19 protein-coding genes are annotated in these 19,183 nt (G+C 73.9%); 8 read left to right on the forward strand and 11 right to left on the reverse strand.

Features of this window, described 5'->3' with window-relative positions:
* Positions 1-16 precede the first annotated feature (16 nt).
* From ACFW48_RS31465 to ACFW48_RS31480, 4 genes are all read left to right on the forward strand, one after another.
* Positions 17-625, forward strand: coding sequence for a DUF1349 domain-containing protein (locus ACFW48_RS31465; protein ID WP_386320625.1), 609 nt, complete (start codon positions 17-19; stop codon positions 623-625).
* A gap of 37 nt (positions 626-662) precedes the next feature.
* Positions 663-1,166: a GNAT family N-acetyltransferase gene (locus tag ACFW48_RS31470; protein WP_386320627.1), complete on the forward strand. Its 504-nt coding sequence runs from the start codon at positions 663-665 to the stop codon at positions 1,164-1,166.
* Positions 1,167-1,241: 75 nt separating this feature from the next.
* On the forward strand, positions 1,242-1,967 hold the full coding sequence (locus tag ACFW48_RS31475) for a DsbA family oxidoreductase (RefSeq protein WP_386320630.1): 726 nt from the start codon (positions 1,242-1,244) through the stop codon (positions 1,965-1,967).
* An 84-nt stretch (positions 1,968-2,051) separates the two neighbouring features.
* Positions 2,052-3,101, forward strand: a complete 1,050-nt coding sequence (locus ACFW48_RS31480; RefSeq protein ID WP_386320633.1) for an aminotransferase class V-fold PLP-dependent enzyme — start codon at positions 2,052-2,054, stop codon at positions 3,099-3,101.
* 78 nt (positions 3,102-3,179) lie between these two features.
* Here ACFW48_RS31480 and thpD read toward each other — a convergent pair whose 3' ends face one another.
* The 5 genes from thpD to ACFW48_RS31505 all read right to left on the reverse strand — a co-directional run bounded on the left by thpD (position 3,180) and on the right by ACFW48_RS31505 (position 7,956).
* Complete coding sequence (gene thpD / locus ACFW48_RS31485) at positions 3,180-4,079, reverse strand: ectoine hydroxylase (RefSeq protein ID WP_386320636.1); 900 nt, start codon at positions 4,077-4,079, stop codon at positions 3,180-3,182.
* A gap of 6 nt (positions 4,080-4,085) precedes the next feature.
* Positions 4,086-4,484, reverse strand: coding sequence for an ectoine synthase (locus ACFW48_RS31490; RefSeq protein ID WP_386320639.1), 399 nt, complete (start codon positions 4,482-4,484; stop codon positions 4,086-4,088).
* A 90-nt stretch (positions 4,485-4,574) separates the two neighbouring features.
* A complete protein-coding gene (ectB, locus tag ACFW48_RS31495) occupies positions 4,575-5,846 on the reverse strand; it encodes a diaminobutyrate--2-oxoglutarate transaminase (protein ID WP_386320642.1) in 1,272 nt (423 codons plus the stop codon).
* A 134-nt stretch (positions 5,847-5,980) separates the two neighbouring features.
* Positions 5,981-6,496 (reverse strand): diaminobutyrate acetyltransferase, encoded by a 516-nt coding sequence (ectA, locus tag ACFW48_RS31500; RefSeq protein WP_386320645.1) that lies wholly within the window; start codon positions 6,494-6,496, stop codon positions 5,981-5,983.
* Positions 6,497-6,825: 329 nt separating this feature from the next.
* Positions 6,826-7,956, reverse strand: coding sequence for a pyridoxal-phosphate-dependent aminotransferase family protein (locus tag ACFW48_RS31505; protein ID WP_386320827.1), 1,131 nt, complete (start codon positions 7,954-7,956; stop codon positions 6,826-6,828).
* 169 nt (positions 7,957-8,125) lie between these two features.
* Between ACFW48_RS31505 and ACFW48_RS31510 the strand changes: the two genes are divergently transcribed.
* The 3 genes from ACFW48_RS31510 to ACFW48_RS31520 all read left to right on the forward strand — a co-directional run bounded on the left by ACFW48_RS31510 (position 8,126) and on the right by ACFW48_RS31520 (position 10,917).
* Positions 8,126-8,632, forward strand: coding sequence for a hypothetical protein (locus ACFW48_RS31510; protein ID WP_386320647.1), 507 nt, complete (start codon positions 8,126-8,128; stop codon positions 8,630-8,632).
* A 44-nt stretch (positions 8,633-8,676) separates the two neighbouring features.
* Positions 8,677-9,774 carry an amidohydrolase family protein gene (locus tag ACFW48_RS31515; RefSeq protein ID WP_386320649.1) on the forward strand — a complete coding sequence of 366 codons (1,098 nt, stop codon included), beginning with the start codon at positions 8,677-8,679 and terminating at the stop codon, positions 9,772-9,774.
* Between the two features lie 186 nt (positions 9,775-9,960).
* Positions 9,961-10,917: an SCO1860 family LAETG-anchored protein gene (locus ACFW48_RS31520; RefSeq protein WP_386320652.1), complete on the forward strand. Its 957-nt coding sequence runs from the start codon at positions 9,961-9,963 to the stop codon at positions 10,915-10,917.
* A gap of 1,081 nt (positions 10,918-11,998) precedes the next feature.
* Here ACFW48_RS31520 and cobC read toward each other — a convergent pair.
* From cobC to cobM, 6 genes are read right to left on the reverse strand one after another with little or no spacing between them, the layout of a single operon-like run.
* On the reverse strand, positions 11,999-13,093 hold the full coding sequence (gene cobC / locus ACFW48_RS31525; RefSeq protein ID WP_386320655.1) for an Rv2231c family pyridoxal phosphate-dependent protein CobC: 1,095 nt from the start codon (positions 13,091-13,093) through the stop codon (positions 11,999-12,001).
* Positions 13,065-13,985 (reverse strand): sirohydrochlorin chelatase, encoded by a 921-nt coding sequence (locus tag ACFW48_RS31530; protein ID WP_386320657.1) that lies wholly within the window; start codon positions 13,983-13,985, stop codon positions 13,065-13,067. Before ACFW48_RS31530 ends, cobC begins: the two co-directional genes overlap by 29 nt.
* On the reverse strand, positions 13,982-14,596 hold the full coding sequence (locus tag ACFW48_RS31535; RefSeq protein WP_386320660.1) for a precorrin-8X methylmutase: 615 nt from the start codon (positions 14,594-14,596) through the stop codon (positions 13,982-13,984). Before ACFW48_RS31535 ends, ACFW48_RS31530 begins: the two co-directional genes overlap by 4 nt.
* A complete protein-coding gene (cobJ, locus tag ACFW48_RS31540; protein ID WP_386320662.1) occupies positions 14,593-16,275 on the reverse strand; it encodes a precorrin-3B C(17)-methyltransferase in 1,683 nt (560 codons plus the stop codon). The genes ACFW48_RS31535 and cobJ overlap by 4 nt, the downstream gene beginning before the upstream one ends.
* A complete protein-coding gene (gene cbiE, locus ACFW48_RS31545) occupies positions 16,272-17,507 on the reverse strand; it encodes a precorrin-6y C5,15-methyltransferase (decarboxylating) subunit CbiE (protein ID WP_386320664.1) in 1,236 nt (411 codons plus the stop codon). Before cbiE ends, cobJ begins: the two co-directional genes overlap by 4 nt.
* Positions 17,504-18,364 (reverse strand): precorrin-4 C(11)-methyltransferase, encoded by an 861-nt coding sequence (gene cobM, locus ACFW48_RS31550; protein WP_386320667.1) that lies wholly within the window; start codon positions 18,362-18,364, stop codon positions 17,504-17,506. Before cobM ends, cbiE begins: the two co-directional genes overlap by 4 nt.
* An 86-nt stretch (positions 18,365-18,450) precedes the next feature.
* Between cobM and ACFW48_RS31555 the strand changes: the two genes are divergently transcribed.
* Positions 18,451-19,179 carry a ZIP family metal transporter gene (locus tag ACFW48_RS31555; protein WP_386320669.1) on the forward strand — a complete coding sequence of 243 codons (729 nt, stop codon included), beginning with the start codon at positions 18,451-18,453 and terminating at the stop codon, positions 19,177-19,179.
* The last annotated feature ends 4 nt before the right edge of the window (positions 19,180-19,183 follow it).

A 19,183-nucleotide genomic window follows, 5' to 3' on the forward strand; every position in this document is an offset into this window, starting at 1 on the left:
CGGAGACAATCCGCAGATGGACATCGAACCATCCGAACTGCCCTTTCCCCTCCGCCCCTATGGACCCGACGGCCACTGGTCCTACAAGGACGGCGCGCTCACCGGGGCGGCCGGCCCCCGGCAGGACCGGTTCGTGCCGCCGACGGGGGAAGCACTGGACCCCGCCTCCGACGCGCCCCGGCTGCTGGGCGCCCCCGACGGGGACTTCCAGCTGATCGCCCGTGTCACGGTCGGGTTCAACGGCGCCTTCGACGCCGGGGTCCTCTACGTCCACGTCGGCGAGCGGGCCTGGGCCAAGCTGTGCCTGGAGTACTCCCCGGACGTGCCCACCGTCTGCACGGTGGTCACCCGGGGCCACTCCGACGACTGCAACTCCTTCACGGTGGCGGGAAGCTCCGTCTGGCTGCGGGTCAGCCGGACCGGACGGGCCTTCGCCTTCCACGCCTCCCTCGACGGCGAACGCTGGACCTTCGTCCGGCTGTTCACCCTGGGCGACGAGGAGGAGGCCGGCGCGGCGCTGGTCGGCTTCCTGGCGCAGGCGCCGACGGGGGAGGGGTGCGTGGTGACGTACGACCACCTGGAGTTCCGGCCGGCCTGGCCGGCGAACCTGCGCGACGGCGGCTGACGCAACCGGAAGGCCCGGCTCCCGCGTCCTGCGGTGCATGATCAACGAACGTGTGACCGGAGGCCGGGTGATCCGCACCGTCCTGCCCGCCGAGGCGGAGACCGTAGCCGCCCTGCACGCCCGGGCCCGGGCGACGTACTATCCGGACGGGCTCCCCGATGACGGCTTCGACTGGGTCGCCGCCTGGCGCAGCGCCGCCGGGCGGGCCGACGGGCACGTGCTGTGCGCCGTGCAGCGGGGAAGCCTGGTGGGCATCGCCTCCTTCCGGGTCCCGGACGGCGGCCCGGCGGACACGGTCGAGCTGTTCCAGTTCCACGTCGATCCGGACCACTGGCGCTCCGGCATCGGCACCGCCCTGCACACGGCCTGCGTCGAGCAGTGGCGGGCCGACGGCAGGCGGACGGCCGTACTGGGCGTGCACGTCGGCAACCGGCGCGCCCAGGCCTTCTACGCCCGCCGGGGCTGGCACCCCGACCCGGCGAACCCGCCCGCCGAGGGCGACCACCACCTGCTCCTGCGTTTTGGCGTACCGGGGGAATGAGGCCCGCTGCTTGAACGTTCACGTACGGGGTGGAGAGGGCCTCCGCACCCGTACGACCTGGAGAAGAGCCGAGACATGCGCGTCGAGATCTGGAGCGACATCGCCTGCCCGTGGTGTTACGTGGGCAAGGCCCGCTTCGAGAAGGCGCTGGCGGCCTTCCCGCACCGTGACGGTGTCGAGGTGGTCCACCGGTCGTTCGAGCTGGACCCCGGGCGGGCCAAGGACGACGTTCAGCCCGTGCTGACGATGCTCACCGCCAAGTACGGCATGAGCGAGGCGCAGGCGCACGCCGGTGAGGACAATCTCGGCGCGCAGGCCGCCGCCGAGGGACTGGACTACCGCACCCGGGGCCGCGACCACGGCAGCACCTTCGACATGCACCGGCTGCTGCACCTCGCCAAGGAGCGGGGCCGGCAGGAAGCGCTGCTGGACGCGCTCTACCGGGCCAACTTCGCCGACGAGCGTTCCGTCTTCAACGACGACGAGCGGCTCGTGGAGCTGGCCGTGGCCGCCGGACTGGACGCGGACGCCGCGCGCGAGGTGCTCGCCGACCCCGCCGCGTACGCCGACGAGGTGCGTGCCGACGAGGACGAGGCCGCGCAGCTCGGGGCCACGGGCGTGCCGTTCTTCGTGCTCGACCGGGCGTACGGCGTCTCCGGCGCCCAGCCCGCCGAGGTCTTCGCCCAGGCGCTGACCCAGGCGTGGGGCGAGCGCACGCCCCTGAAGCTGATCGACGACGGGGGTGCCGAGGCGTGCGGTCCCGACGGCTGTGCGGTGCCGGGGACCGAGAACCCCAGGTGAGGGCCCGTACATAAGCGTCGCTTGGAGGAACCGCGTAGGAATACGCGATGGACGGGGAGGTCGCGGGAGCCGCACAGTGGTGCCATGGAGAGCTTCGAGAACCTCGTCCGCACCGAGTTCGCCCCGAAGACCACGTACCTGAACACCGCCAGCACCGGCCTGCTTCCCGCCCGGACCCTCGTCGCGATGCGTGACGCGGCGGCGTCCGCCGCCGAGGGGCAGCCGCTCGACATGTTCGCCGACGTCGAGGCGTGCCGGTCCGCCTTCGCCCGGCTCGTGGGGGTGCCCGCCACCCGGGTCGCGGCCGGCGCCTCGGTCGCCACGTTCAGCGGGCTCGTCGCCGCCTCGCTGCCCGCGGGTGCCGAAGTCCTCACCGCGGAGGCCGACTTCAGCTCCCTGGTGAACCCCCTGCACTCCCGCGGCGACCTGAAGGTGCGCAGCGTGCCGCTGGAGCGGATCGCCGAGTCGGTGGGCCCGGACACCGCGCTCGTCGCGGTCAGCTCCGTGCAGTCCGCCGACGGGCGGATCGCCGACCTCTCGGCGCTGCGGGACGCCGCCCGGGCGCACGGCGCGCGGACGCTGGTCGACGCCTCGCAGTCCAACGGGTGGCTGCCGCTGGCCGCCGACGACTTCGACTACGTGGCCGCCGTGGCCTACAAGTGGGTGCTCTGCCCCCGGGGCGTCGCCTTCCTCGTCGTACCGGAGGACTTCGGTGGGCTCACGCCGCTGTTCGCCGGGTGGGCGTCGGGAGAGCACCCCTGGGACAGCTGCTACGGACCCGTCGAGGAACTCGCGCACTCCGCGCGGCGCTTCGACGAGAGCCCGGCCCTCTTCTCCTACACCGGTGCCCGGCACTCCCTGGCCCTGATCGAGGAACTGGGCGTGGACGCCGTGCACGCCCACGACACCGGCCTCGCCGACCGGTTCCGGCAGGGGGTGCGCTCGCTCGGCCACGAGCCGGTGCCCGCGCCGGGTTCCGCGATCGTGTCCGTGCCCGGACTCGGCCACCGGCAGGGCGAGCTGGGCCGGGCCGGCGTCCAGGTCTCGGACCGGGCGGGCAATCTGCGGGCCGCCTTCCACCTGTACAACACGGCGGCGGACGTCGACCGGTTGCTGGACGTACTGGCGGACTGAGACGCCCGGGCCGGGACGACATCGGGCAGGGGCCTCCCGTCCCACACGAAAAGGCCCCTGCCCGAGTTCAGACGCGGGTCACTTCACCGGAGTGAAGTCCCGCGCGCCGATGAACTCCGGCCGCCGGATCGGTGCCGCGAACGGCTCGACAGCCGTGTTCTCCACGCTGTTGAACACGATGAACACGTTGCTGCGCGGGAACGGCGTGATGTTGTCGCCAGACCCGTGCATGCAGTTGCAGTCGAACCAGGTCGCCGAGCCGGCCTTGCCGGTGAACAGCTTGATGCCGTACTCCGAGGCCATCTTCGTCAGCGCCTCGTCGGACGGTGTCCCCGCGTCCTGCATCTGCAGGGACTTCTTGTAGTTGTCCTTCGGCGTGGCCCCCGCGCACCCGAGGAACGTCTTGTGCGACCCCGGCATGATCATCAGACCGCCGTTGGTGTCGTAGTTCTCCGTGAGCGCGATCGAGACCGAGATCGTCCGCATGTTCGGCAGGCCGTCCTCGGCGTGCCAGGTCTCGAAGTCCGAGTGCCAGTAGAAGCCGCTGGCCCCGAAGCCCGGCTTGACGTTGATCCGCGACTGGTGGACGTAGACGTCCGAGCCGAGGATCTGCCGGGCCCGCCCGACCACCCGCTCGTCGCGCACCAGCTTCGCGAAGACCTCGCTGATCTTGTGCACCTCGAAGACGGACCGGATCTCCTTGGACTGCGGCTCCACGATGGAGCGCTCGTCCGCGCGGATGGCCGGGTCCGTGGTGAGCCGCTCCAGCTCACGCGCGTAGATGTCGACCTCGTCCGGTCCGATGAGCTGGTCGATGGCGAGGAAGCCGTCGCGGTCCAGCGCCTGGAGGTCACCGGCCGAGACGGGACCGGGCGTGTCCGGGGAGCCCCAGACGACCGGGTCCTGCCGGGGAGTCGCCACCTCGGTGGCGCCGCGGGTGGGATAGAGATCGGTGACGTTCGTGGTCGTGATGGTCACGGTGACTCACACCTCCTCGGTGAGCAGCGGGTAGACGCCGTTCTCGTCGTGATCCTCCCGTCCGGTCACGGGCGGGTTGAAGACGCAGATGCAGTGGAAGTCCTCCTTGACCTTGAGCGTGTGCCGCTCATGGCCGTTGAGGAGGTACATCGTGCCCGGCGTGATGCGGTACGTCTTCCCCGTCTCCCGGTCGGTCAACTCGGCGTCGCCCTTGGTGCAGACGACGGCCTCGATGTGGTTCGCGTACCACATGGACGTCTCCGTACCCGCGTACAGAATCGTCTCGTGCACGGAGAAGCCGACCTTCTCCTTCGCGAGGACGATGCGCTTGCTCTCCCAGGTGCCGGACGCCGATTTCACGTGCCGGTCGGTGCCTTCGATCTCCTTGAACGAACGGACGATCACGGTGTTGCGATGCCTCCTAGGTGAAGGGTGTGCCATGGTCCCCGGCGCCTTCGGCCGCACGGGCCGAAGGCGCCGGAAGCAGTGGTGGTGTCAGGCGGTCTCGCGCACGGCCCGCGCGAGGGTCTTCATGCCCTCGTCCAGCTCGTCGGGCGTGATGGTGAGCGCCGGGAGCAGCTTGACGACCTCGCTCTCGGGGCCGGACGTCTCGATCAGCAGCCCGAGCTCGAAGGCGCGCTTGGCGATCCGGCCCGCACGGCCCTTGTCGTGGAACTCCAGGCCCCAGACCAGGCCGCGGCCGCGGTACTCCTTGACGTCGGCGAGGTTCTCCTCGGTGATGGCGATCATGTGCTGCTCGACCTGCTCGCCGCGGGCGCGGGTCTGCTTCTCCATCGCCGACCCGTCGGCCCAGTACGCCTCCAGCGTGGCGGTCGCCGTGACGAAGGCGGGGTTGTTGCCGCGGAAGGTGCCGTTGTGCTCGCCCGGCTCCCAGACGTCCAGCTCCGGCTTGAACAGGGTCAGCGCCATGGGCATTCCGTAGCCGCTGATCGACTTGGAGACGGTGACGATGTCCGGCGTGATGCCCGCCTCCTCGAAGGAGAAGAAGGCGCCGGTACGGCCGCAGCCCATCTGGATGTCGTCGACGATGAGCAGCATGTCCTGGCGCCGGCACAGCTCGGACAGGGCGCGCAGCCAGTCGGCCCGGGCGACGTTGATGCCGCCCTCGCCCTGCACGGTCTCGACGATCACGGCGGCCGGCTTGTTGAGGCCGGAGCCCTGGTCCTCGAGGAGCCGCTCGAACCACAGGAAGTCCTCGACCGTGCCGTCGAAGTAGTTGTCGAACGGCATGGGCGTGCCGTGCACCAGCGGGATGCCGGCGCCGGCCCGCTTGAAGGCGTTGCCGGTCACGGCGAGCGAGCCCAGCGACATGCCGTGGAAGGCGTTGGTGAACGACACGATCGACTCGCGCCCCTTCACCTTCCGCGCCAGCTTCAGCGCGGACTCCACGGCGTTGGTGCCCGTCGGGCCCGGGAACATGACCTTGTACGGCAGGTCGCGCGGCCGCAGCACCAGGTTCTGGAACGTCTCCAGGAAGCGGCGCTTGGCGGTGGTCGACATGTCGAGACCGTGCGTGACGCCGTCCCGCTCCAGGTAGTCGATCAGCGCGCGTTTCAGGACGGCGTTGTTGTGCCCGTAGTTGAGCGAGCCCGCTCCGGCGAAGAAGTCGAGGTACTCGTGGCCGTCCTCGTCGTACATGCGGCTGCCGAGCGCGCGGTCGAAGACGGTGGGCCAGCCGCGGCAGTAGCTGCGCACCTCGGACTCGACGGTCTCGAAGACGCTGAGGTCGGGCTGGGTGATGGTCACGACGAATCGCTCCTCGTTGGGTGAGGGTGGGAGAGGAAGGTCGTACTGGTCCGGCGGAACCGGTGCGGTCCCGGCCGGGAAGTCTGAGGGGGCCGGACGGTCTGGGGTGGCCGGACCGCCCGGGGAGCCGGGCGTCAGCGGCCGGCTGCGGACAGGGGGCCGATGCGGTACAGGACCTCGGGCTCGTGCGGCCCGTCGGGGAACAGGTCCGTGTCGAACAGCACCTCGCGCTCCAGCCGGGCACCGTGGCGCTCGGCGAACGAGGTGAACAGCCGCTGGGAGGCGGTGTTGTCGGGTGAGATGGTGGTCTCCACGGTGGTCAGTCCGCGCTCCGCGACGGTCCGGGCGGCCAGCCCGTCGAGCAGGGAGGCGGCGAGCCGGCGCCCGCGATACGCCTCGTCAACCGCCACCTGCCACACGAGCAGTGTGTCCGGCCGGTCCGGGCGTACGTACCCGGTGATGAAGCCGACCGGCACACCGTGCCCGTCCCGGGCGACGGCCGACGTGGCGGCGAAGTCCCGGCACCAGAGCAGATAGCTGTAGGACGAGTTCAGGTCGAGGACCTTCGAATCCCTCGCTATCCGCCACAGGGCGGCCCCGTCGGCCACTCTCGGACGGTCGATTTGCAGGTCTGCTTGCGCGGCAGTCATGCAAATTGAATTTACCCAGCGAAATTCGAAATTGCATCGCCGGATGGGGTTACGTATGGACGCGTCCTGTGTTATCACGCGGGCGCGTGCTTCCGCGCGAGATGGCGGCGATATGTGAGGGTTTGGCCCGGTCATAGGCCGCGAAACGGGCAGCATGTGGATCGGGTCACAATCGCGTAACCCGTGCGAGACGTGTCCGAAATGCGAAGATCGAGGTTCGCGAAATCTTTGTGTTTAGGTCTCGGGAAAGCGGGCAGAAGAATACGGGAAGCTGTGCTGAGTGTAATTACTTAATTCTGTTTGTGTGAGCTTCGGGAATTCCGCTGAATTCATGCTTCCGGAAGGTCGGGTCCGGCCGGCCGGACCCAGGCGTCCTCGACGGCCCGCCGAGCCGCCTCCAGGTCGGCCTTCAGCCCCTTCTCGGCCAGCGCGGCACCCAGTGCCGCCAGACAGCCCTGCACGACCCCGCGTGTCGCGTCCGGACCGTAGTGGTTGACGCGGATCATCTCCGTGGCGAGCGCGCCCCCGCCCGCGGCCAGCGGCAGCGCCGGGTCGGACGCCAGGGCCCGGGCCACCAGCTCGGACGCGTCGACGTCCGACGGCGCCCGCAGCGTCGTCGCGACCGGCGCCGCGTCCCCGGCCTCGTACACGTACGGCTCCAGACCGCCGCCCAGCGCGAGCGCGCCGGCCCGCGTGGCCGCCGCCGCCGACGCGTGCCGCGCCATCACCGTCCCGAGGCCCTCCGCCTCGATGCGCTCCACGCACGCCTCCAGCGCGAGCATCTCCAGCTGCGCCGGCGCGTGCGGCAGCGCCTTGCGCCCGCCGTCGATCCAGCGCTCCTTCCAGTCCAGCAGCGAGAGGTACGACCGGCGCGGCGCCCCGGGGTTCGCGGCCATCCGCGCCCACGCCCGCTCGCTCACCGACACCGCCGACACACCGGCCGGACCGCCCATCGCCTTCTGCGCGCCGATGACGCACAGGTCCACGCCCCACGCGTCCGGCAGCACCGGCTCGGCGCCCACGGAGGCCACGGCGTCCAGGTAGAACAGCGCGCCGTGCGCCCGTACCACCTCGCCGATCTCCGCGACCGGGTTGGTGTTCCCGGTCGCCGCCTCGGCGTGCACCAGGGACACGAAGTCGATCTCCGGGTGCTCGGTGAAGGCCTGGCGGATCCGCTCGGCGGAGACGGCCGTGTGGAAGGGCACGGAGAGGTCGTGCACGGTCGCGCCGCAGTCCCGCAGCCAGTTCCCGAAGGTCTGCCCGTACGGCCCCGTGACGACGTTCAGCGCGACGGTGCCCGGCCCCGCGGCGGCGCGGATGGCGCCCTCCAGCGGCAGCAGCGCCTCACCCTGCATGATCACGACGTCCTGGCCGGTGCCGAGCAGGCGCGCGACCCGGTCCTCGATCGCGGCGAAACGGCCGGCGCTCAGCGGGGCGAGGTCCAGGAAGGGGTGGGTCACTGTGCTGCTCTCTTCGCTCACGGGCAGGTGTACGGCACGTACGGAGTCGAGAGTAACCACGGCCCCTGCCGCCACTCGCGCCGGAGGGCATCCGTTGCGACACCCCCACGCCCGGAATTGTGGCTTCCGCCACAGTCATGGTGATCGCCCGGGTGATGGACTCGCCCCCGTGATCCTCCTCCTTCTCGTCCTCGTCGCGGTGGCGACGGCCGTCGTCCTCGGCCGGGGCGCCGGCACGTACGGGCGCCGCCCCTACCCGGCGGCAGGTCCTCCGGCCGCCGCTGCGGCGCCGCGCAGGGCGGGCGCGCCCTTCCGCGCCGTCGCCGTGGCCGCCGGCGCGGCCGCCGCCCTGCTGTACGCCTGGGGCGCGCTGTGCGTGGGGCTCGCGGTCCTGGGGGCGGAAGACGGCGGCGCGGGCTCCTCGCCGATGCAGCCCTGCCGTACCGGCGTGTCCCCGGAGCTGTCCGGGCGGGTGATCGACTACGACGCCTCCCTCCTGCCCCTCGGCTTCCGCTGCGAGACCGCCGACGGCGACGGCTACGACTCCGCCTACATCCCCGGCTACGTCAACCCCGGCGTCGCCGTCCTCGCCCTGACCGCCGTCGCCGGCGCCGTCGCGGCCGGGTACGCGACCGAGCTCCGCACCCGCGCAGCCACTCGCGAGGGCGGCCGGTGACCGGGCCTTCGAACACCCCGCCGCACCGGTCTAGGGTGCGGGACATGAGCGATCACACGGTGCTGCACGTGAAGGGTCGGGTGCTCGTCGGACCGCGGGACGAGGACGTCCGCGACGAGCTGTGGGTGATCGACGGCCGGGTCTCGTACGACCGCCCCACCGGGGCCGCCGACGTCCGCACCGTCGAGGGCTGGGCGCTGCCCGGCCTGGTCGACGCGCACTGCCACGTCGGCCTCGACCAGCACGGGGCCGTCCCCGAGGACGTCGCCGAGAAGCAGGCGCTGACCGACCGCGAGGCGGGCACCCTCCTCATCCGCGACGCGGGCTCCCCCTCCGACACCCGCTGGATCGACGACCGCGAGGACCTCCCGAAGATCATCCGGGCCGGCCGGCACATCGCCCGCACCCGCCGCTACATCCGCAACTACGCCTGGGAGGTCGAGCCCGAGGACCTCGTCGCCTACGTCGCCCAGGAGGCCCGGCGCGGCGACGGCTGGGTGAAGCTGGTCGGCGACTGGATCGACCGCGACCTCGGCGACCTGTCCGCCTGCTGGCCCCGCGGCGCCGTCGAGGCGGCGATCGCGGAGGCCCACCGGCTGGGCGCCCGCGTCACCGCGCACTGCTTCGCCGAGGACTCCCTGCGCGACCTGGTCGAGGCCGGCATCGACTGCGTCGAGCACGCCACGGGACTGACGGACGACACCATCCCCCTCTTCGCCGAGCGGGGCGTCGCCATCGTGCCCACCCTCGTCAACATCGCCACCTTCCCCGCGCTCGCGGACGGCGGCGAGTCGAGGTTCCCGCGCTGGTCGGCCCATATGCGCCGGCTCCACGAACGCCGCTACGACACCGTGCGGGGCGCCTACGACGCCGGCATCCCGGTCTTCGTCGGCACCGACGCGGGCGGCTCCCTGGCCCACGGCCTGGCGGCGGCGGAGGTCGCGGAACTGGTCACCGCCGGCATTCCGCCCGTCGAGGCCCTCGCCGCGACGACCTGGGCCGCCCGGAACTGGCTCGGGCGTCCCGGCCTGGACGAGGGCGCGCCGGCGGACCTGGTGGTGTTCGACGAGGACCCGCGCGCGGACGTGCGCGTGCTCGCCGCTCCGCGCCGGGTGGTGCTGAACGGGCGGGTCGTCGGTTAGCCGACGCGGGTGAGGCCGGGGAACAACCGTGCCCGGAGATTCGAATAGGCACGCGGAAACCCCACGAAGGGGTGAAGTGCCCCGGGATCGCTGACGGTTCGGCGTGCGCGGAGACATTCTTTCCGGGTCCCAAGCATGTCGCTCATGCGTGTCCCGCACGCATGTCTCACTGGGGGTCCCACCACCTTGAACGGCAACACCTTCCGCATGCCCGCACGCCGCCTCGTCACCGTCGCGGCGGCCACGGCCCTGGCCGCCGGTCCCGCTGTGCTGGCCGGCGCGGGCACCGCACACGCGACCGGCGACCACGGCCGCGCGAGCGCCACCGTCCTGCGTACCGGGCTCGACGTGTCCCTGCTCAACAAGACCGTGAACGTCCCGCTCGCGGTCACCCTCAACGAGGTGCACGCGCCCGAGACCGCCCAGAAGACCGCGCTGACCGCACGGCTGGACGGCGTCGACGGCGGCAAGCCCTTCAGCGTCCTGCGTGCCGACGTGGCCGAGGCCAAGGCGACGGCGACCGCGGCGAAGAGCGAGGGCTACACCAACCTGGCCCGCGCCAGGCTCCACGTCCCCGGTCTGCCGCTGCTGTCGGTGGTCGAGGTCGAGCAGGTCACCTCCGTGGCGACCTGCGAGGCCGGGAAGCAGCCGGTCGCCGACGCGAACCTGCTGGGAGCGGTGACCGTCCTCGGCAAGAAGGTCACGCTGACCACCGGCGGGACGACGGAGGTGAAGGTGCCCGGCGTCGGCGAGGTACGGCTCGACCTCTCCAGGACGGAGACCACGTCCCGTACGGCCGCCGCCACCGCGCTCGAACTCAGGGTGTCCGTCAACCCCCTCGACCTGAACGTCGCCGAGGTCGACGGCACTCTGACCCTGGCGCAGGCGACCTGCGAATCCCCGGCGGCTCCGGCGGCCGAGGCCGGGCAGCCGCCGGCGAAGGCCGAGGAGCCGCCCGCGCAACGGGACGCCGAGCCGGACGCCGAACCGGCGGCCGACGTGCAGGCCCAGGGCTCCCGCGCCGAGGCGGACCTGGCCGAGACGGGCGGCAGCTCGGCGACCCCGTACATCGCCGCAGGCGCTGCCGCGCTGGTTCTGGCGGGCGGCGGAGCCCTGGCCATGGCCCGCCGCAGGCGCGGCTGACCGCAGGAGGAGGGCGCGAACGCTGCCCGTCCCGGGCGGTCGGCGGGAGGGGCGAACGGAGGTGCGGGGCGGACGGGGCGGACGGGGCGCGGCTGGGGCCCTCGTGGTGCCTGGGGGCCCTCGTGGTGCCTGGGGGCGCCGGGGGAGCGGCCGCCCGTCCCGGTGGCTTCCGGCTCGCCGTAGGCGCGGCTGATGGCAGAGGGGGGGCGGGGCGGGCGCCGGCGCGGATTGGGCGGGGAGGGCTCGTGTGAGGGGGGCCGAGCGGGGCTGGGGCCGAGGGGGCCGGAGCCGAGCGGGGGCGGGGGCCCGTGGGGCCTGCCGGGGCGTTGGGGGTGCCCGGTGGTTCGGGATGTGGCCCGGTCACGCGGCTCCCGGCCCACCTCGGGGGCGGTGCCGGCCGCCGCACGGGCGTGCGGGCCAGGGCCCTGCCTGGGGGTACGGGGGTCGGGGAGGGGGGTCTGGGGGCCTGCGTGGGCGGGCCGGGCCGGGCTTGTGTGGGTCCGGTTGCCGGTGCCGGGGCCGATGGTCTCGCCGGACGTGGCGGGGTGCGTCGAGGGGAGTTCCGGGGCGGGGCCGGACACCGTACGGCGTGTGGGTCGGGGGCCCTGGCTGGGGCGTACGGGGGTCGGGTGGGTCTGGGGGCGTGCGTGGGCGCGCCGGGTCGGGCTGGGCCGGGCCGGGCTTGTGTGGGTCCGGTTGCCGGCGCCGGGGCCGATGGTCTCGCCGGACGTGGTGGGGTGCGTCGAGGGGAGTTCCGGGGCGGGGCCGGACACCGTACGGCGTGCGGGTCAGGGGCCCTGCCTGGGCGTACGGGGGTCGGGTGGGTTCGGGGCCCACGTGGGCGCGCCGGGCCGGGCCGAGCTGGACTTGTGCGGGTCAGGGCCCTGCCCGGGGCGTACGGGGTCGGGTGGGTTCGGGGCCTGCGTGGGCGCGGCGGGCCGGGCCGGGCTTGTGTGGGTCCGGTTGCCGGCGCCGGGGCCGATGGTCCCGCCGGACGTGGCGGGGTGCGTCGAGGGGAGTTCCGGGCCGGGGTCGGACGCCGCGTCAGGCCGGTTGGGGGGGGCGGGGCCCGGGCGCCGCGTCAGGCCGGTTGGGTCACCGCTCGCCCCAGGGCCCGTAGGAAGCCGTCCGTCGTCGTCCGGTCCCGTACCGCCAGGCGCAGCCACTCCTCGCCCAGCCCCGGGAACGTGTCCCCGCGCCGTACCGCGTACCCGAGATCGCGCAGCCGGTGGCGTACCGCGGCGGCGTGAGGGAGGCGGAGGAGGACGAAGGGACCCTCGGCGGGGGCGACGGCCCGCACCCCGGCGCCGGTGAACTCCGCCAGCCCGGCGACGAGATGTCCCCGGTCCGCGGCGACGCGGTGGGCGGCGTGGGCGGCCTCCGCCAGAGCCCGGGGGGCCACGCACGCCTCGGCCGCCGCCAGCGCGGGCGTGGACACGGGCCACAGCGGCTGCGCGCGCTCCAGGTCGGTGACCGTCTCCGGGGCCGCCAGGACGTATCCGATGCGCAGCCCGGCCAGCCCCCACGTCTTGGTGAGGCTGCGCAGGACGACCAGTCCGGGCACGTCCGTACGCCCGGCCAGCGCCTCCCGCTCGCCCGGCACCGCGTCCATGAAGGCCTCGTCCACGACCAGCGTCCGCCCTGGGCGGGCCAGTCCCGTGATCGTGGCCGCCGGGTGCAGTACCGACGTCGGGTTCGTCGGGTTGCCGATCACCACCAGGTCGGCGTCCTCCGGGACGGCCGCCGGGTCCAGCCGGAAGCCGTCCGCCTCCCGCAGCAGCACCCGGTCGACCGGGTGCCCGGCGTCCCGCAGCGCCGCCTCCGGCTCAGTGAACTGGGGGTGCACCACGACCGGCCGGCGCACCTTCAGCGCCCGCGCCAGCAGCACGAACGCCTCCGCCGCTCCCGCCGTCAGCAGCACCCGCTCCACCGGCAGTCCGTGCCGCGCCGCCACCGCCGCCCGCGCGGCCCGCCCGTCCGGGTAGACCGCGAGGGTACCGAGCGAGGCGGCGACGTGCTCGCGCAGCCAGGCCGGGGGCGTGTCCGCGCGGACGTTCACCGCGAGGTCCACCAGCGCCGAGCCGTCGTCGCGGACCTCGGCGTCCCCGTGGTGCCGAAGATCGGGACCCCCGGGCCCGGAACCGGCCTCAGTGCGCATGGGAGTGTGCGTGTCCATGCCCGTGATGGTGCCCGTGGTGGTGATGGCCGTCGTCGTCGGGGTGGAAGTGCGGCTGCTGCGGCAGTCCCACCTTGTCCTCGAACCCCGGCAGCGCGATCCGGTACACGCACGAGTCGCAGTTCATCCGGAGGTCGCCCTTCACCGCCTCCTCGTACCGCTCCCACACCAGGTCGAGCAGCTCCGGCTCCGGTCCGATCACGTCGGCCGACCGGACCTCGGTCTCCGGGTGCGCCGCGGCCCACTCCTCGGTCTGGTGCCGGACCCGGTCCGGGAGGATGCCGGTGAACAGGAAGTACGGCAGGACCACGACCCGCCGCGCCCCCAGCCGCACACACCGTTCCAGGCCGCCCGGCACGTCCGGCTTCGCCAGCGACACGAACGCCGTCTCCACGGCCGCGTACCCGCGCCCCTCCCACAGCAGCCGCGCCGCCTTGAACACCTCGGCGTTGGCGTCCGGGTCCGTCGACCCGCGCCCGACCAGCAGCACGGTCACCTCGCCGAGGTCCCAGGACGGGTCGACCGCCTCCGCCAGCCGCCGCTCCAGCACCCGCAGCAGCGCCGGGTGCGGGCCCAGCGGACGCCCGTACGTGTAGGAGATGCCCGGATGCCGCTCCTTCTCGCGGGAGAGCGCCGCCGGGATGTCGCCCTTGGCGTGCCCGGCGGACACCAGCATCAGCGGCACCGCGGCGAACCGGCGCACACCTCGCTCGACCAGCTCGGCGACCGCCTCGCCCAGCGGTGGCGGGGACAGCTCGATGAAGCCGCCCGCGACGGGCAGTTCGGGGTGGCGGTGGCCCAGCTCGCGCACGAAGTCGCGGAACGCCTCGGCTCCGGCCTCGTCCCGGGTGCCGTGTCCGGCGATGAGCAGGGCGGGCGGGGGGGTGGTCACGATTTCTCCTCGGGGTACGAATCGGCGTACGGATCGGCGTACGAAGTGGGGTGGTACAGCAGGGCGTTCAGCGCGGCCGCGGCGACCGCCGAGCCGCCCTTCTCGGACACGTTGCTCACGGCGGGCAGTCCGCTCTCCCGCAGCGCGGCCTTGGACTCGGCCGCCCCGACGAAGCCGACGGGCAGCCCGACGACGAGCGCGGGCGAGGCGTCGAGGGCGAGCAGCTCCTCCAGCGCGGTCGGCGCACAGCCGATCACCCACAGTGCGCCGGGCCCGACCTGCTCGTACGCCAGCCGCATCGCGTGCGCGGAACGCGTCAGCCCGGGACCGGCGACGGCGTCCTTCAGCCGGCACACGGTCCGGCGCCGGGTGATCCCCGCCGCGACCATCTCCACGTCCACGACGACCGGCGCCCCGGCGTGCAGCGCGGCATGCGCACGCGCCAGCTCGCCCTCGTCCATGACGAGGTCGGACGCGTACTCCAGGTCGGCGGCGGAGTGGATGACCCGCTCCACCACCGCCCGGGTCAGCGGCGGGAAGGGCGAGGTGTCCAGCCGGGCGCGCAGCCGCCGGAAGGACTCCTGCTCGATGGGGTGCACGACACGGCTCACTTCGGCTCCTCCTGCCAGCGGTAGCCGCGCGGCGTCACCATGCGCCCGGCGATCTCCCGGGTCGCGGTGTTGCCCACCGTGACGACCGTCATCATGTCGACCGTCGCCGGGTCGAGAGCGGCGAGCGTGGTCAGCCGGCCGGACTCGTCGGCGCGCGACGCGTTGCGTACGACCCCGACCGGCGTCGCCGGCTCCCGGTGTTCCGCGAGGACCGCCAGCGCCTTGGGCAACTGCCAGTCCCGGCCCCGGCTGCGCGGGTTGTAGAACGTCACGACGATGTCCGCCTCGGCAGCCGCCCGCACCCGCCGCTCGATGACCTCCCACGGCGTGTGCAGGTCGGACAGGCTGATCGACACGTGGTCGTGGCCCAGCGGCGCGCCCAGGATCGCCCCGGCCGCCAGCGCCGCCGTCACACCGGGCACCCCGACCACGTCGATGTCGTCGGACGCCTCCGCCAGGGCGGGCGAGGCCATGGCGTACACCCCGGCGTCCCCGCTGCCGATCAGCGCGACGGCGTGCCCGCGGCGGGCCTCCTCCACCGCGGTCCGGGCCCGCTCCTCCTCCGCGCCGAGCCCCGACTCCAGGACCCGTGTGCCGGGCCGCAGCAGGTCGCGGATCTGGTCGACGTACTGGTCGAGGCCGACCAGCACCGAGGCCCGCCGCAGCTCCGCCTGCGCGCGCGGCGTGACCAGGTCCCGGGCGCCCGGCCCGAGCCCGACCACCGCGAGCCGCCCGCGCCCCGGCCGCCGTACGACGGCGCAGGTCGCCATGGCGGGGCTCGCCGCCGACTTCCGCTTGGGCACGAGGAGTTCGCCGCCGCGCACGAGCGCCGCCGCCTCCGCGACGGACGGCGTGCCCACGGCCGCGAGCGGCGCGTCGGAGGGGTTGGGCACCTCCACGCCCGCCAGCTCCCCGGCGGAGTACGTCATCAGGGGGACACCGAGCCGCTCGGCCGCCCCGACGATCCCGGGCTCCTCCGCCTTGGCGTCCACGGTGGCCAGCTCGGCGACCGACGCGGCGGACAACCCGGCGCCGCGCAGGGCCTCCTCCACCAGCCCGAGCACCTCGTCGACCGGCGCCCCCTTCGAGGCGCCGACGCCGACGACCAGGGACGGCGGACGCAGCACGGCCTCGCGCTCGGCCGGCTCCACCAGACGGTCCGTCAGCCGGACCGTGTACGCCCCCTCCTCGGCGACGGGCAGGGGCGGCAGCGGCCACCGCACCTCCGAGCGCAGCGCGACCGGCTCGCCGTCCAGCAGAGCCCGCGAGACCCCGGAGACATCACCCTCCACGGGCAGCCCGAGCGTGTCCAGGCCGGCCAGCCCGACGGCGTCCGTCGCGGTCGTCACCACCGGCTCGGCACCCAGCACCTCGCCGACCGCACGGGCGAGTTCGTTGGCGCCGCCCCCGTGGCCGCCGACCAGCGACACGGCGAACCGCCCGCCCTCGTCGACGCACACCACACCGGGGTCGGTCCGCTTGTCGTCCAGCAGCGGCGCCACGAGCCGGACCACGGCCCCCGTGGCCAGGAAGCACACGAGCCGCTCGCACTCGGCGAACGCGGCCCGTACGGCGTCCGCGACGGGACCCTCGTACACGCGCGTGCGGTCCGGCCACGCCGCGGCCAGCCGGTCCCGCGCGACCGCGCCCGCCGCGGTGGCGGAAATGAGGCCGATCAAGGGGCAACTCCTTCGGTACGGCTGTGCGGCCTCGCGCCCCACAGCAGGAAGACGGGATTCGTGGCCGCGAGCCGGGTCACGTCCCCCGGCAGCGGCGCGAGCCGGGACGACTGCAACAGCACCCCGTCGCACACCAGCCCGGCGTCGAGCATCGCCCGGCGGGCCGCCGGCACCCGGTCCAGCGCGGCCATGGCGACGACCACGGCCCGCCGCGCCCGCCGCGCGCACTGCGCGACGATCGCGGGCAGTTCGCGCCCGCCACCGCCGACGAACACGGCGTCGGGGTCGTCCAGGTCGGACAGCACCGTGGGCGCCGCCCCGTGCACCACCCGGACGTCGACACCGTGCGCGGCGGCGTTGGCGCGGACGCGCGCGACACCGTCCGGCGTCTTCTCGACGGCGGTGACGGCGGCGCCCAGCCGCGCGCACTCCACGGCCACGGACCCGGAGCCCGCGCCGACGTCCCACACCAGGTCACCGGGGCGAGGACCGAGCCGGGCCAGCGCCAGCGCCCGCACCTCGAACTTGGTGATCATCGAGTCGCGGTGCGCGAACTCGGCCTCGTCCAGTGCCCACCCGGCGGCTCCCGGCCGCGGCGGCCCGGCGACCGTCCGCACCGGCCCCAGCGTCCGCGCCTCGTCCAGGCACAGCACCACGCTCACCGCCGCCCCCCAGTCACGGACGGCGGCCTCGGCGGGCGTCACCCGCTCCACGCGCTCCTCGGCGGACCCCAGCGCGGAGGCGACGACGAGGACCCGCGCGTCGGCCCGCAGCGCGGCGCCGATCTCCGCCGGACCGGCCCCGGGCCCCGTCAGCACGGCGACCTTCGGGTGCGCCCGGCACAGGTTGACCGCCGTCCGCGGATCCCGCCCGTGCGCGCTGACCACCACGGCGTCGTCCCACGGCAGCCCGGCCCGCGCGAAGGCGGCGGCGACGGAGGAGACACCGGGCCGTACGTCGAGCCGCTCCGGCCCGAACCGCTCGGCCAGCGCCCGCACGATCCCGAAGAACCCCGGGTCCCCGGAGGCCAGCACGACCACCCGCCGCTCCTTCGCGACGTACTCCGCGACCGTGTCGAGGGCGGGCGCCAGCGCCCCGAGCACGACCCGCTCGGCCCCCTCCGGCAGCCGTACGGCGTCCAGATGCCGCCGCCCTCCGACGACCAGCTCGGCACCGGCGGCGACGTCCGCGCCGGGCGGCGCACCGGCCCCCATCCCCACCACGGTGATCACGTGCTCGCACCCCGCGTGCGCAGCTCCCTGCGAGCCTCCGGGTCGGCCTTCCGATAGCCGTGGAAGTGCCCCGGGTGGTACAGGTGCGAGCGGGTGCCGTGCGCGTCGAGAGCCGGGCCGACCAGGAACAGGGTGTGCTTCCAGAGCTTGTGCTCCTTGACCGTCTCCTCCAGCGTGCCGATCGTGCACCGCACGACCAGCTCCTCCGGCCAGGTGGCCTGGTAGGCGACGACCACCGGCGTCTCGGTCGGATAGCCGCCCTCCAGCAACTCCCGCACCAGCTGGCCGCTGCGGGCCGCCGACAGGAAGATCGCCATGGTGGTGCCGTGCTTCGCGAACTCGCGGACCTCCTCCCCGGGCGGCATCGGCGTCTTGCCGCCGCCGAGCCGGGTGAGGACGACGGACTGCGCGACCTCCGGGATGGTCAGCTCCCGCTGCGCGAGCGCGGCGACCGCGGAGAAGGCGGAGACGCCGGGCACGATCTCGGTCGCGACGCCGATCTCCGCGCACCGGTCGAGCTGCTCCTGCGTGCCGCCCCACAGGGCCGGGTCGCCGGAGTGGATGCGGGCCACCCGCAGCCCCTCCTCCCGTGCCCGCCGGTAGACGGCGACGACGTCCTCCAGCGACATCGTCGCCGAGTCCAGGACCTCCGCGTCCCCGCGCGCGTGCTGGAGGACCTCGGCCTGGACCAGGCTCGCCGCCCAGATCACGACGTCGGCCTCGGCGATGGCACGCGCGGCGCGGAACGTCAGCAGGTCGGCGGCGCCGGGACCGGCACCGACGAAGGTCACCTTGCCGGAGGAAGCGTCGGCCACGGAAACATCGGCCACGGAGGCCTCGGAAGCCACGGAAGCCATGGGATGGGGTCCTTTCCTACGCATATTTACTGCGGTTGTCGCTGTCGTGCGCACGGATACGCGCTCTGATCGGATAGCAAGGGCCCATGGCGGTCTTCGTCGCGCTCGGCGCGTTCCTGATGACGCTGGCCGGCGGCTGGACGGCACAGCGCGTGACCGACCGGCGCCACCTGGTCCTGGGCCTGGCCGGCGGCCTGATGCTGGGCGTGGTCGGCCTCGACCTGCTGCCGGAGGCGCTGGAGGCGGCGGGCGACGAGGTGTTCGGCGTGCCCGAGGCACTGCTGCTCTTCGTCGCCGGATTCCTGCTCGCACACCTCGTGGAACGCCTGCTGGCCGCCCGCCGCGCCGCGCACGGCGCCGACGAGCACGGGCAGCGCTCGCCCCAGGTGGGCCTGACGGCCGCCGCCGCGATGGTCGGGCACAGCGCGATGGACGGCGTCGCGATCGGCGCGGCCTTCCAGGTCGGCGGCGGCATGGGCGCGGCGGTCGCGATGGCCGTGATCGCCCACGACTTCGCGGACGGCTTCAACACCTACACGCTGACCAGCCTGTACGGGAACGCCCGCCGCCGCGCGATCGCGATGCTGTTCGCCGACGCCGTGGCGCCCGTGGCCGGCGCGGCCTCCACCCTCCTCTTCTCGATCCCGGAGGGCGTACTCGGCGCGTATCTCGGCCTGTTCGGCGGCGTACTGCTCTACCTCGCCGCCGCCGAGATCCTCCCCGAGGCCCACCACGAGCACCCCGCCCGCTCGACCCTGCTGTGCACGGTCGCCGGCGCGGCGTTCATCTGGCTGGTGGTGGGCGTGGCGGAGTGACGGA

Source organism: Streptomyces sp. NPDC058812 (assembly GCF_042744565.1).
GTDB lineage: Bacteria > Actinomycetota > Actinomycetes > Streptomycetales > Streptomycetaceae > Streptomyces > Streptomyces thinghirensis.

Bases quoted from the DNA above. Each gene is read 5' to 3' on its own strand.
- ectA (WP_386320645.1), bottom strand. From the start codon at position 6,496: ATGACTGCCGCGCAAGCAGACCTGCAAATCGACCGTCCGAGAGTGGCC.
- cobM (WP_386320667.1), bottom strand. From the start codon at position 18,364: ATGGCTTCCGTGGCTTCCGAGGCCTCCGTGGCCGATGTTTCCGTGGCC.
- ACFW48_RS31480 (WP_386320633.1), top strand. From the start codon at position 2,052: ATGGAGAGCTTCGAGAACCTCGTCCGCACCGAGTTCGCCCCGAAGACC.
- ACFW48_RS31555 (WP_386320669.1), top strand. From the start codon at position 18,451: ATGGCGGTCTTCGTCGCGCTCGGCGCGTTCCTGATGACGCTGGCCGGC.
- ACFW48_RS31515 (WP_386320649.1), top strand. From the start codon at position 8,677: ATGAGCGATCACACGGTGCTGCACGTGAAGGGTCGGGTGCTCGTCGGA.
- ACFW48_RS31465 (WP_386320625.1), top strand. From the start codon at position 17: ATGGACATCGAACCATCCGAACTGCCCTTTCCCCTCCGCCCCTATGGA.
- ACFW48_RS31470 (WP_386320627.1), top strand. From the start codon at position 663: ATGATCAACGAACGTGTGACCGGAGGCCGGGTGATCCGCACCGTCCTG.
- ACFW48_RS31475 (WP_386320630.1), top strand. From the start codon at position 1,242: ATGCGCGTCGAGATCTGGAGCGACATCGCCTGCCCGTGGTGTTACGTG.
- cobC (WP_386320655.1), bottom strand. From the start codon at position 13,093: ATGGACACGCACACTCCCATGCGCACTGAGGCCGGTTCCGGGCCCGGG.